The organism is Niallia sp. XMNu-256, from assembly GCF_036670015.1.
Classification (GTDB): domain Bacteria; phylum Bacillota; class Bacilli; order Bacillales; family Cytobacillaceae; genus Bacillus_BD.
Genome location: NZ_CP137636.1, coordinates 645,932 through 659,644, shown reverse-complemented (window position 1 = coordinate 659,644; position 13,713 = coordinate 645,932). Strand labels below are relative to the sequence as shown.

Genomic DNA, 13,713 nt, shown 5'->3' with positions numbered 1-13,713 from the left:
GTTAGGTCATAATCCTTTCATTAATCATACCTAACTTGAGGACGTTAACTTAGGTTATGTCCGAATCAACCTCAAGATTTCCATCAACAACATCACGCGAACTCAATTGATTCGATTTTTTTGTAAGAAAAAACGAAATGATTAATCCTGTTAAAGCCATCATTGCTGCAACAATAAAAGCCGTTTGGATGCCATCTAACATCGAAAGCGCCTCATCTGCCGAAGCAGAAACTTTACTAGACATACTCATGACAGAAATGAGGAGTGCGGTTCCAATGGATCCCCCAATCATACGAATCGTATTATTCATTGCGGTTCCATGGGCAATCAATCCAAATGGCAAAGCATTAATGCCCGACGTCATTAACGGAGTCATGAGCAGTGAAAACCCTAACATTTTTAACGCGAAAATAACCGCAATAAATGGAATACTCGTTTCGATAGCAATATTCATATATAAAATTGTTGCCGCTAACGTAGCAGAAAATCCAATAATCGCCATCCCTCTGGCTCCAAATCTATCATACATTCTACCCGCTATCGGTGACATTGCCCCGGTTATAATCGCACCAGGTAACAGGATCATTCCCGACTGTAATGCCGATCCCTCTCTTACATTTTGTATATACAAAGGTAAGAGTGTTTCTATACCTATTAATAGTGCAAACATAAGAGCACCTAAAATGGTTGTGATCGTAAACTCTCTATATTGAAACACCTTAAAGTTAAGCATTGGATTTTCTAACTGGTTCTGTCTTCTAATAAATAAAGTAAGGGTGACTCCTCCAATAAGGATGGAAGCAATTACAAATGGACTTTCCCAACCTGCGGAACCAACCATACTGAAGCCATACAGTAATCCTCCCCAGCCAAAAGACGATAAAACCACTGAAAGAATATCAACCTTTACCACTTTCTGTTGAGTAACATTTTTCATTAAAAAGATTGCTAAAACAAGCACAATTATCGTAAAGGGCAATACGGTGTAAAATAAATGTCTCCAAGTAAAGTGATCAATGATCCATCCAGATAAAGTGGGTCCAATAGCTGGTGCAAAACCAATGACTAACCCACCCATTCCCATAGCAGCTCCCCGCTTCTCTGGCGGATAAACTGTCATCATTACAGTTTGCATAAGAGGCATTAGAATCCCTGCTCCCATGGCCTGGATGATTCTGGCAGTTAACAGAATACCAAAGTTAGGTGCTACCGCTCCCATGAATGTGCCAAGACTGAAAATCGCAATGGCGAAAATTAAAAGAGCTTTACTACTAAATTTTTCGATCAGAAATGCTGTGATCGGTATCATGATTCCATTCATTAACATAAACCCAGTCGTCACCCATTGAGCTTGATTCGGGTCAATCCCAAATTCCCCCATAATTGGCGGAATCGCAACAATCAACAGGGTTTGATTCAATAAAGCTACAAAGGCGGCCGCCAATAAAACACCGACTATTACTCTACGATTAAAAGATATTTCTTTCAAAATTTTGTCCCCTTTAATGTAAAATTGGTTCATGCATTGAAAATAATGTAACATGAATACTTTTAATATTCCATCTTTTTAAATCATCTAGGAATCAGTCACAATATTACATTGTTCAAAAGAGAACTATACAATTGCATTACCATAATGGTTTAGGCATGTAAAAAAGGCGAAATTAGATTCGCCTTTTTTACAAAATGATTATTCTTTTGCCATCTTATCATCTAATACAAAGATAATCCCTAATTTAAATGGGTCCCCTTCATAAAGGGCTTTTTGGACATAACGAATTTGATCATTCACATCTAGAACTTCCAATTTACAATGAGCACGATTTTTCTCTAATGCATCATAGAAAGTAGCTTCACTATTAACCCCAATCCCATTAACCTTCATTATGAGCTCACCTGTTTTAAGCCCCATTCTTTCGGCAGGAGAGTGTGGGATAATTCCAAGAATCATTACGCCATGTTGCTTTCTTGAAAAATAAAGCGGGCGATTTTCTTCTCCAAGGCGGTGAACTAATGACAACCATTCCCTACCAATAATAGCAAGAGCGACTACAATAATTGAAAAGAGTGGATACCAATATACGACCACTGATAGAACGGTTAGTATCATTCCAAGTTTAATTACTTTTTTACCAAACAACTCAACTAATGATTCTGGCAGCATACTATGGATTTGCTGATAAAAACCTATTGCAAATGGAACAAGGATAAACGAATACGTTTCACTCCCAATCGAAAAAACCGGCCACCATTCAAATGGAGGAGTGATAGATTCTCCTGGAATAAATAATAACAGGGGAAGCATCCAAATTCTTTTTACCTCATGAATCCCGACCCTTAATCCCCTTTTGCTTTTTATCATTTTAGGAGACGTTCCGTTCTTCCCATTTTTAAATATAAGAATGCCCTCCGCAATCACCAATAAGCAAACGACAATAGCCATAGGTGCTAGAAGACTCGCATTCCATTCTGGTGTCTGACTTCTTATAAGAGGTAACTCCCAATCTTTACTTAAAAGAAACAACGTGGCGAAAAAGGCTAAACCAACAGTGTAAACCGAAGTAAGCCAGCGTGTATGCCCAATAAAGCTTAGGATAAACGTAAACAGGGCAACAAATATAATAAACTCAATCGGAATCACGACTCCAATGATCACCATGATTATGGATAGAACGAGCCCTATGACCAAACCTAACGGAATGACCTGCTTAAATTCATAAAAAGCATTTTCTGCTCGAACATGGAACTCACTTCGTTCTCTCTTTACCCGTGAAATTCCAAGTACAATAGCAAGAATAAATATATAATAAAACACTGGATTAAGAAATATTTTTCCCAATCCTCTTAATAACGCAAAAACCCCTTCAAGAGCCAAGCCTGCCACCAACCTCTATCCTTCAAAATTCAATCTACTATTTCAATAATCTATTAAGATTATTCTACCAAATTAATAGTATACAGTAAATGAAGGAAAAGAGTGAGAAGCACCTTTCAAAAGTTGGAAGGTGCCTCTCACTCTTATTTTTGTTGAGCAATATATTTTATTGCTGCTTGAAGTTGAATGTCGTTCCTTTCCTTTTTGAGTTCATCGATAACGGCTTGTTCAAGTTTAGCTGCCGTTTTTTCATCAATTTTTCCGTTTACATTCAAACCCTCTTCCTGCTGGAATGCCTTGACCGTTGTTTCAGTGCTTTCACTGAAATAGCCATCCGTTCTGCCAGGCTCATAACCGAGGCCTTTTAAAATTTCTTGAGCGTTTTTAACTTGCTCATTATTCATATCCTTTTCTAATGGGTCTGTCAGCTGTATCGGATGGGTATGGAAAAGATCCGTCTGCTTCACAACGACATCTGGTTTGATTCCTTTTTGATGGATCCAATTTCCATTTGGTGTGAGCCATTTGAATAAGGTTAACTTTATATTACTGCCATCCCCCATTGGTACCGCCTGTTGCACAGTTCCTTTTCCAAAAGTAGACTCACCGATTAATGTATACCCCTCCGCCTCTTGCATAGCCCCTGCCAAAATTTCCGAGGCGGAAGCACTCCCTTTATCAATTAAAACTGCAACCGGATAAGGTTTTTCTTTGTCTAATGTAGTATAAAATGGGTCCCGCTCTCCATTTCGCTTTTCAATTTGTAAATAAGGCTTATCCTTTGATACAAATTCTTTTAGAATATCTTCAACACTTTCTAACAGCCCTCCAGGATTTCCTCGTACATCAATAACTAGCCCCTCAACCTCCTTCTTTTCTAGTTCTTTCAATTGCTTTTTAAACTCTGAAGCCGTTTCTTTTGAAAAAGAAGTAATTTCGATATAGCCAATTGGCTTGCCATATTCTTCTTTTACGTTTGAATAGACCGTGACTTGTGGAATTTCATCACGTTTGACATTGACTGTAATTGGATCTTTAACTCCTTGTCTCAATAGTTCTAACTTAACAATTGTCCCTTTTTTCCCACGAATTTTTACCGTTGTTTCATATAAATCCAACCCCTCTATACTTTCCCCATTTATTTTTACAATTTGATCATTTGGCTTTATTCCTGCCTTTTCTGCTGGAGATTCTTTGAATGGAGAGACAATAACTATTTTTCCCTCTACTACACTAATTTCGGCCCCAATTCCTTCAAATGAAGAGTCTAATGCTTGATTAAACTGCTCAGCCTTTTCCTTATTCATATATACTGAGTAAGGATCGTCTAATGTGGTAAGCATCCCTTGAATTGCCCCTTCAACCAACTGCTCATCCTCTACTTCTTCCACATAATTTCCTTTAATCAATTGAAAGGCTTTAGCCATTTTTTCGAGATTATTCTCATTTAAAGAACGATCTGTTCCAGGAGTTGCTTGTTCATTTTCAACTACATCTTCTTGTTTATCTGGTAACCATGTTGTCACTGCATATGTACCTCCTGCTCCTGTTAGCAGGGAACCAGTCATGAGCAGTGCTATCCATTTTCGGTTCATCCTCATCTTCCTCTCTATTTGCTATGAACCTGTCCGTATTTGTAGGTGATTAGACTTTTGTAAAAGATCGTACCAAAAGTCTAACCAGAGAATTTACATCGAGATTTCCCACATTTCCAAAAGCACATCCCATTTGCCTGTTGAGGTTAACTATGTTTTCTAACTTTTATAAGCACTTGTCCACATTTCCCCTAGTTCAATATATGCGATGATGGACGAGTTATGAGGATTTTATTATTGGAAAAAGACGCAAAAAAAAGGAAGAGTCGCACTCTTCCTTTTTAAACCGTCCTATAAACCTATCTCTGTAATTACAGAACACTCAATGGATTTATCGCATTTGATCTGCTGCCATTCCACTTTCCGTTGTGCACTTCAAAATGTAAATGCTGCCCAGTAGATCTACCAGTTGTTCCCATATACCCAATAAATTGTCCTTGAGAAACGGTTTGTAATGAACCTACACCAATGCTTCTTAAATGAGCATAGAGCGTTTCATATGTTTTCCCGTTAATTGAATGGGTAATGATAATCACATTTCCATAACTACCCATTGAGCCAGCATAAGTAACTACACCATCAGCAGCTGCTACGATAGGAACATTACCTGCTTTAGCAATGTCTATTCCATAATGAAATGATGAACGCTGACCTGTAACTGGATGAGTACGATAGCCAAAACCAGATGAAACATACCCTTGCGCAGGATGAATAAAGTTTCTTGATGAAACCTTCACAGCCGTATTTTCACTGCTTCGATTATTCGATTCTGCTGCCTTAGTAGTTGTTGTAGGTTGTGGTGATTGTTTTGGTTGTTCCTGTTTTGGTTGTTCCTGTTTTGGTTGTTGCTGTTGAGTTTGCTGTTGCTGCTGTTGTTGTCTAGCAGCTTCCTCTTGTTGTTGTCTAGCAGCTTCCTCTTGTTGCTTTCTAGCCGCTTCTTCTCGCTGCTTTCGCTCTGCTTCTTCCTGTTGTCTTTTCAACTCTGCCTGTTTTTGCTTTTCTAATTCAATCGCCTTTTGAATGGCTGCTTCTTGGTTTACTAGAGCTGCTCTTTCATCTTCTAAACTAATTTGCATATCAATCGCTTCTGCTTTTTCTTGTTCAAGCAATGCCATTAAATTCTCTTGTTCTTCCTGTTGGCCGCTCAAAGTAGATTTTAAGGATTCTAATTCCTGCTGCATTTTCGTCAATTGAGCTAAGTCTTGTTCAACAGCTGCCTGCTTTTCTTCTAGCTCAAGCTTATCATTATTATGCTCTCTTAAAATGGTTTGATCAGCCTCTACAATTGTCGCTACCGCACTCATACGGTCGATAAAGTCACTAAAGCTTTGAGCACCGACGATAACCTCAAGGTAATTAACAAACCCGCCACCTTCTTGATAAGCACGAGCCCTGTCTTTTAACACCTCATTACGAGCCTCAATACGATTCTTGAGTTCTTCTATTTCTATTTTTAATTGTTCTATTTCTCTATTTTTATCTTCAATTTGCTGATTTTTTTCAGCAATTTGGGCATTCGTATCATTTATTTCTGATTCAATTCGTTTTATCTCATTAGTTATTAGATTTTGCTCTGCCTGAATCTCGCCAATTTTTTCTGTTGTTTGATTTAACTGCTGATTTACTTGCGATTTCTGCCCTTGAATTTCATTATTTTGTCGATTTAACTCGCCTAGTGTGTCTGCCGAAGCAGGTGCACCTGTAAATATCGTTCCTAAGCCAATTGTAGCCACCATAGACAATGTAACAAATGTTTTCTTCAAAAATTGTTCCTCCTGTCTGTAAATCCCTAGCTAGCTCTTCTTTTTCATAGATGATATCTATAAAAATCTGAAAATACCAACTTAAATTTCTATGTATCCTGGTTAAATAATGTTCCAAATAAAGCTGAGCACCAATGATATAAACCACTCATTGGTGCCAAATCTATTCTTTTTTTATATTTTTAAAAACTTACGTACGGACATTAAGCTTCCCCATACTCCAATAACAGCACCCATTAAAATTAATACAACCGATACTTGATAAACAACTGGATTAAATGGAAGTAGTTGCAGGAAATCCCCAGCAAGCTTTTGTGATATCAAATCATGTGAGTAATAGTACGTAACACCGACGGTAACAATTGGTATGATTGATCCTAGTATACCAAGTGTTAGACCTTCTAAGAAAAATGGCCATCTAATAAATCCATTTGTAGCACCAACAAGTTTCATAATCTCAATTTCTTTTCTTCTAGCAAAAATTGTAATTTTGATAGTATTAGAAATTAGAAACATCGCTGTGAATAAGAGTCCAATAATTAAAATAGCTCCAATGATACGTCCTGTATTTGTTGCTTCGAATATTTTCTCAACGCTACCTTGCCCATATTTAACTTTAGAAGCAAAGTCCATCTTTTCAATTTGCTCGGAAACCGAAGCAATGTCCTGTGGTTCGATTGTTTTAACTACTAATACGTCGTTCAGAGGGTTGTCCTGTTCGAACATGGCAAAAGCTTCACCCTCTTCTCCCATGCTGGACATTAACTGATTTAACTCGTCTTCTTTCGGTGAATAGGCAACTGAATCAACACGATCCAAATTCCCAATCTGAGCAGCTAGTGCTTTTTGTTCCTCATCTGTCGCCGCAACATCAATATGAACACGGATTTCAACATCATTTTCAATGTTATTTGCCATATGATTTAAATTCATCATAATCACCAAAAATACGCCTACTAAAAGGAGTGTGATCGTAACCGCACTTACGGATGCAAATGTCATCCATCCATTTCTTCCTAAACTTTTAAAACTTTCCCTTACATGCCGCCTAAGAGTTCTAGCCTTCATACCCGTAATCACCCCTCTGTTCGTCACGGACAATCTGGCCCGATTCAATGGCAATTACTCGGTGTTTGATCGTGTCCACGATCTGTTTATTGTGAGTCGCCATTACAACGGTTGTCCCTCTTGTGTTGATTTCCTCAAAGATATTCATTATATCCCATGATGTATCAGGGTCAAGGTTACCTGTTGGCTCATCCGCAATTACTACCTTTGGTGAATTAACGATGGATCTCGCAATGGATACACGCTGTTGCTCTCCTCCTGAAAGTTCATCAGGAAACATACGTGCTTTATGCTTTATCCCCACTAGCTCGAGTGTTTGCATGACCTTCTTTTTGATTTGGTCGGGATGCTCTTCAATTACCTCTAGGGCAAAAGCGACATTTTCGAAAACTGTTAGTGAAGGAAGTAACTTAAAGTCTTGGAAAATAACGCCAATTTGACGCCTTAATAAAGGTACTTTCTTTTCCTTCAATGTAGTTAAGTCAACCCCATTTATTTTAACAACGCCTTTTGTCGGCGATTCCTCACGATAAATCATCTTAATAAAAGTGGATTTTCCGGCACCACTTGGGCCGACGACATAGACGAATTCTCCCTGCTTGATGTGTACAGTGATGCCATTAACAGCAACAACACCATTCGGGTATTTCTTATAAACATCTTGCATTTCAATCATGTTATCACCCAATGTTTTTTGTGTTTTTGGAAATTAATAGATTGTCAGCCTCGACAAAAACCAGCAAAAACTTTGCTATTTTCCACACTTCCCATTATAACATCATATTTTGCTATGAATACCCCATAATATATTACAGTTTCTTTTCAATTTCGCTAAAAACAAGTTACTGAAATCAATAAATCCGTAATAATAGTGAAATATACCGCTTTTTCTATGAAAAATAGTAAGTTTGGCAATTATTGCTGAATTGGTGGAAAATAATAAAGATTTGTAGTATAGAGGAAATTAAATGAAGTTTTAAATAATGATAGATAATATTAAAGTAAGGTTTGATTTTAACTGACTCACCGAATAGAGCGTTACCTTTATAGGCATATTAGTAACTAGCATAGTGAGTCAGATTCTTAATTATTTTTTACTTGCTAACCATTCTGCTACAGCGGACGCTTCTTCTCCTTTGATTAACCGAGGCGGCATTGCCCCTTTACCTTCTAGAATGACATTCTCAATCTCCTCCTGAGAAAATCTAGCTCCTACTGTACTAATGTCCGGAAAATGTCCTTGTCCTTTTAGTTCTACGCCATGGCAAGAAGAGCATTTTTGAGTGTAAATTTTCTCTGGATCTCCAGCTGAGACGGTATCTCCTGATGTCTCTTCGTTCCCTCCGCAAGCAGCCAATACGAGTGATGCTCCCATTAGCAAACTAACTAATTTCCCCCGCATAAAGTCTCCCCCTTTCAACAGTACTTTCTTTACTAGCTACATTATACCATAATAATAATATTAAGATCGTTTTTAATATTCCAAAATATCACAAAGAGTGCCAGGAACCTTTCAAAATAGAAAGTCCTTGGCACTCTTGCTGTTTTATGAGATACGTGAACGTAGATAAGCATCGATGAATTCGTCGATTTCTCCATCTACTACGGCATTAACGTTTCCTGATTCCACATTGGTACGATGGTCTTTGACCATGGAATAGGGATGAAAAACATAGGAACGGATTTGACTTCCCCAGCCAATCTCCTTTTGCTCCCCACGAATTTCCGCCAGTTGTTCTTCTTTCTTCTCAACCTCTAATTGGTAAAGCTTTGACTTTAACATCTTCATAGCTGTTTCCCGGTTTTTGATCTGGGAACGTTCGGATTGACAGGCAACGACTACTCCTGTTGGGATATGAGTAATCCGAACTGCTGACTCTGTTTTATTGATATGCTGTCCCCCTGCACCGCTTGCACGGTACGTATCAACCTTTATGTCTTCTGTGCGCACTTCTATATCGATGTCATCATTAAATTCTGGCATGACATCACAGGAAACAAAGGATGTATGACGGCGTCCCGATGAATCAAACGGTGAGATCCGAACAAGTCGATGTACTCCTTTTTCGGCTTTCAAATAACCATAGGCATTATGACCTCTAATCGCAAGGGTTACACTTTTAACCCCGGCCTCTTCCCCAGGTAAATAATCCAATGTCTCTATTTTAAAACCTTTCTTCTCTGCCCATCGTGTGTACATTCGCAGCAAGATGGAACCAAAGTCTTGTGATTCAGTACCTCCAGCACCTGGATGCAATTCCAAAATGGCATCATTTTTATCGTAAGGATCACTTAAAAGAAGTTGTAGTTCAAATTGACTTAAGCGACCAGTCAATTCCTCAAGCTCGGCTTCAAGATCATTTCGCAAATCTTGATCGTCTTCTTCTTTTACTAATTCATAAGTGATCTCCAAGTTTTCAAAGATATCGAACAGCTCTTTGAACTCATTCACTTGATCTTTTAGAGCATTCGATTCATTAATAACACCTTGTGCCTTCTGCTGATCATTCCAAAACTCTGGTTGAAGCATTTCTTCATCAAGCTCAGCAATTCGGGCTTCTTTGTTGTCTAAGTCAAAGGGACCCCCTAAATTCAGCTAACTTTTTAGCTGTAGTTTCTAACTCATTTCGGACTTCTGCTAATTCCATACTCATTCCCCTTCATATATATAAATTTTAGAACCCTTATCATAGAATCTTCTTATTACTACTATAATAATATTAGTATTTTCTAAGAACGTAAATTTATTTTTCTGGCGCTGAAAAGGACAAAACCATTTTATTTTGTCCTTTTCATTAATCCGTTAATTACCTGCTGCCCCGTGGCAATTTTTATACTTTTTTCCACTTCCGCACGGGCATGGATCATTACGTCCAATTTGAACTTGCTTTACAACTGGTTTTTTCTTCACTTGACCGCCATCCTCTTTAGGATTCACAGCCTGGCCTTTTGCCACTTCTTCACGTTGAAGATTCTGGCGAATTTCTGCTTTCATAATGTATTTTGCTACATCATCTTCAATAGCTTCAACCATTGCCTCAAACATAGCGAATCCTTCTTGCTGGTATTCACGTAGGGGATTAATTTGACCATAAGCCCGCAAATGGATTCCTTGACGAAGTTGATCCATCATATCAATGTGATCCATCCATTTGGAATCAACCGCACGTAAGACAATTACTTTTTCAAATTCCCGCATTTGTTCTTCGCTTAGTTGTTCTTCTTTCGTATTATAGTGCTCCATTACCTTTGCCATGATGGTATCGGTAATTCCTTCAGCATCTTTTCCACGAATATCTTCTACAGTTATTTCCCCTTCCTGAAGAAGATTTCCTTGAATATAATCGATAAGGCTTAGGTAATCCCTTTGCTCTGTATCTCCGGCCATATGTGCAGTAACATTACGCTGTACAGAAGAAAGCAACATCGATTCAACAATACCGCGTAAATTCTCTGATTCTAAAACGTCATTACGCTGGGCATAAATGATTTCACGTTGTTGACGAAGCACATCATCATATTCCAATAAACGTTTTCGTGCATCAAAGTTATTGCCTTCTACACGTTTTTGTGCAGATTCAACGGCTCTGGAGACCATTTTACTTTGGATTGGCTGCGTATCATCCATCCCGAGCTTGGACATCATATTTTTCATATTATCAGAACCAAATCGGCGCATTAACTCGTCTTCCATGGAAAGATAGAATTGTGTCACCCCTGGATCCCCTTGTCGTCCAGAACGTCCACGCAACTGGTTATCAATCCGTCTACTTTCATGGCGCTCCGTTCCAATTACTGCAAGACCACCAACTTCTTTTACACCTTGACCAAGCTTGATGTCAGTACCACGTCCAGCCATATTCGTCGCAATGGTGACAGATCCCTGTTGACCTGCTTCTGCAATGATTTCAGCTTCACGTTCATGGTTTTTTGCATTCAAAACATTGTGGCGAATGCCTTTCTTCGTTAAATATTTAGAAATAATTTCCGATGTTTCAATCGCAACCGTACCGACTAATATGGGCTGCCCTTTTTTATTTCGTTCGGCAATATCTTCAACTACTGCCCTGAATTTACCATCCATTGTCGCATAGATTAAATCTGGGCGGTCGTCACGAATAATCGGTTTATTCGTTGGAATCATAACGACATTCATATTATAAATATTGCGAAATTCTTCTTCTTCTGTTTTTGCTGTACCTGTCATTCCTGCTAATTTCTCATACATCCGGAAATAGTTTTGAAACGTTATTGTTGCAAGAGTCATGCTTTCATTCTGGATTTCTAAAGCTTCCTTTGCTTCAATTGCCTGGTGCAATCCTTCACTGTATCGACGGCCTTTCATTAAACGCCCTGTAAATTGGTCAACAATTACAATTTCCCCATCTTGTACAACGTAATCCACATCGCGATGCATACTTGCATGTGCTTTTAACGCTTGAATAATATGATGATTCAAGGTTACATGGCTGAGATCAAAAAGATTATCAATTCCAAAAGCACGTTCTGCTTTCGTCATGCCGGATTCAGTTAATTGAACTCCTTTTGTCTTTTCATCATACGTATAATCTTCTTCCCTTTTTAACGTATTGACAAAAGCGTTAGCCTGAATATAGAGTTGTGTAGACTTTTGTGCTGAACCGGATATGATCAACGGTGTACGAGCCTCATCAATTAAAATGGAGTCAACCTCATCGATTACAGCATAGTACAATGGACGTTGGACCTTTTGTTCATTGTAAAGAACCATGTTATCTCGTAAGTAATCGAATCCCAGCTCATTATTTGTGCTATATGTAACATCACATGCATATGCTTCTTGTTTTTCTTCTTTTGTCAAACTGTTTACATTCAGTCCAACGGTTAAACCAAGGAATGTATAGAGTTGCCCCATTTCACTGGCATCACGGCTAGCTAGGTATTCATTGACGGTTACTACATGAACACCTTTGCCAGTTAATGCATTTAAATAAACGGGCATCGTTGAGGTTAAGGTTTTCCCTTCCCCCGTTTTCATTTCGGATATATTCCCTTCGTGCAAGGAAATGCCTCCCATTAATTGAACAGGATATGGATACATGCCTAATACCCGTTTTGCGCCTTCACGAACAACAGCAAAAGCTTCAATTAATAAGTCATCAACCGTTTCACCCTTTTGATAACGAGACTTAAATTCTTCCGTTTTCCCTCTTAATTCATCATCGGAAAGTCTCTCCATATCGGAGGCAAGTGCATCGATTTGCTCTGCCATTTTCGCTAAGCGTTTAATCTCCCGCTTATTTGGATCAAACACTTTACTTAAAATCCCTGCCATACAAACGCTCCTTTATTTTGAATCAAGATCTATTTTCACTTAAATGTTAACGTTCTACAATTCATACAAAGAGATACTTTTTCTGCTTCAAATACTTGATAGTTTATCACATTTTTTCCTTTATAATCATAACACTTCCATAAATCAGTGACAACTTGTTAAAGTGAGGCCTTGAGGAGATTTTAATGATAAGGAGGTATGTTATTAAGCTTATTGGAGACTTTAATCAAAAACGATGATTTTTGAACTCGTTATTAAAAATAATGTGTAAAACGCAGCCCTATTAAAGAGCTGCGTTCATATGTTAAATACTTACTGTGTTTCAATTAGACCGTAACGTCCATCTTTACGTTTGTAAACTACATTTGTACGGTTCGTTTCAGCGTTAGTATATACGTAGAAATTGTGACCTAACATATTCATTTGTAGGATCGCTTCTTCACTGTCCATCGGCTTTAAATCAAAGCTTTTTTGACGGACAACTTCTAAATCCGTTTCTTCTTCCACAACCGGATCCTCTGGATGTTCAGGAACATTATTTACAAATAGTTCACTGATTCTACCTTTTTCGCGAGCTTTGCGGTTTACTTTTGTTTTGTACTTACGGATTTGACGTTCTAATTTATCTGTAATCAAATCGATTGCTGCATACATATCATTGTGAGTTTCCTCAGCACGTAAAACTAATTGCGGTATTGGAATTGTTACTTCAACTTTCGCTTTTTTATCGTTGTAAACTTTTAAATTGACATTAACACTAGCATTTGGAGTTTCTGTGAAGTATCGCGCTAACTTGCTGATCTTTTTCTCAACATACTCTCTAATTGCTGGAGTTACCTCAATGTTTTCACCACGAATGTTGTAGTTCATAAGTGAACTCCTCCTTTTCTTTGTTCAAACGAGATACAAGTGTTTGGATAAGGTTATTTACCCTTTGCCATTTAACTTATTTCCCGTTGTTTATCTTAAAATCCTATATCTTTACATTTCTATTTTACCCCTCAATTCTCCTGCTAAATCATCAAAACTTTTCAAAATATGTCGAATTATTGACAAATAAGAAGGTGGCGATAAACTAGTTGACAGTACAATGAATTT

General features: G+C 38.0%; 10 protein-coding genes. All 10 read right to left on the bottom strand.

Features of this window, described 5'->3' with window-relative positions:
* Positions 1–49: 49 nt before the first annotated feature.
* The 10 genes from R4Z10_RS03265 to raiA all read right to left on the bottom strand — a co-directional run bounded on the left by R4Z10_RS03265 (position 50) and on the right by raiA (position 13,485).
* The gene (locus tag R4Z10_RS03265; protein ID WP_338471804.1) at positions 50–1,522 is read right to left on the bottom strand and encodes an MDR family MFS transporter; all 1,473 of its coding nucleotides are present in this window, start codon (positions 1,520–1,522) and stop codon (positions 50–52) included.
* 168 nt (positions 1,523–1,690) lie between these two features.
* Positions 1,691–2,884, bottom strand: coding sequence for a PDZ domain-containing protein (locus tag R4Z10_RS03260; protein ID WP_338473152.1), 1,194 nt, complete (start codon positions 2,882–2,884; stop codon positions 1,691–1,693).
* Positions 2,885–3,018: 134 nt separating this feature from the next.
* Positions 3,019–4,470 (bottom strand): S41 family peptidase, encoded by a 1,452-nt coding sequence (locus R4Z10_RS03255; RefSeq protein WP_338471803.1) that lies wholly within the window; start codon positions 4,468–4,470, stop codon positions 3,019–3,021.
* Between the two features lie 311 nt (positions 4,471–4,781).
* Positions 4,782–6,233 carry a peptidoglycan DD-metalloendopeptidase family protein gene (locus R4Z10_RS03250; protein ID WP_338471802.1) on the bottom strand — a complete coding sequence of 484 codons (1,452 nt, stop codon included), beginning with the start codon at positions 6,231–6,233 and terminating at the stop codon, positions 4,782–4,784.
* A gap of 174 nt (positions 6,234–6,407) precedes the next feature.
* Entirely contained in the window at positions 6,408–7,301 is an 894-nt protein-coding gene (gene ftsX / locus R4Z10_RS03245; protein WP_338471801.1) for a permease-like cell division protein FtsX, read from the bottom strand.
* Positions 7,291–7,977 carry a cell division ATP-binding protein FtsE gene (gene ftsE / locus R4Z10_RS03240; protein WP_338471800.1) on the bottom strand — a complete coding sequence of 229 codons (687 nt, stop codon included), beginning with the start codon at positions 7,975–7,977 and terminating at the stop codon, positions 7,291–7,293. Before ftsE ends, ftsX begins: the two co-directional genes overlap by 11 nt.
* A 411-nt stretch (positions 7,978–8,388) precedes the next feature.
* Positions 8,389–8,703 (bottom strand): cytochrome c551, encoded by a 315-nt coding sequence (gene cccB / locus R4Z10_RS03235; protein ID WP_338471799.1) that lies wholly within the window; start codon positions 8,701–8,703, stop codon positions 8,389–8,391.
* Positions 8,704–8,847: 144 nt separating this feature from the next.
* Positions 8,848–9,949, bottom strand: a protein-coding gene (prfB, locus tag R4Z10_RS03230; protein ID WP_338471798.1) for a peptide chain release factor 2 whose coding sequence is annotated in 2 segments (ribosomal slippage) — positions 8,848–9,876 and positions 9,878–9,949 — 1,101 coding nt in all. Because the reading frame shifts where the segments join, the coding sequence is not laid out codon by codon here.
* A gap of 155 nt (positions 9,950–10,104) precedes the next feature.
* Entirely contained in the window at positions 10,105–12,615 is a 2,511-nt protein-coding gene (gene secA / locus R4Z10_RS03225; protein ID WP_338471797.1) for a preprotein translocase subunit SecA, read from the bottom strand.
* A gap of 312 nt (positions 12,616–12,927) precedes the next feature.
* Complete coding sequence (gene raiA / locus R4Z10_RS03220) at positions 12,928–13,485, bottom strand: ribosome-associated translation inhibitor RaiA (RefSeq protein WP_338471796.1); 558 nt, start codon at positions 13,483–13,485, stop codon at positions 12,928–12,930.
* Positions 13,486–13,713 lie beyond the last annotated feature (228 nt).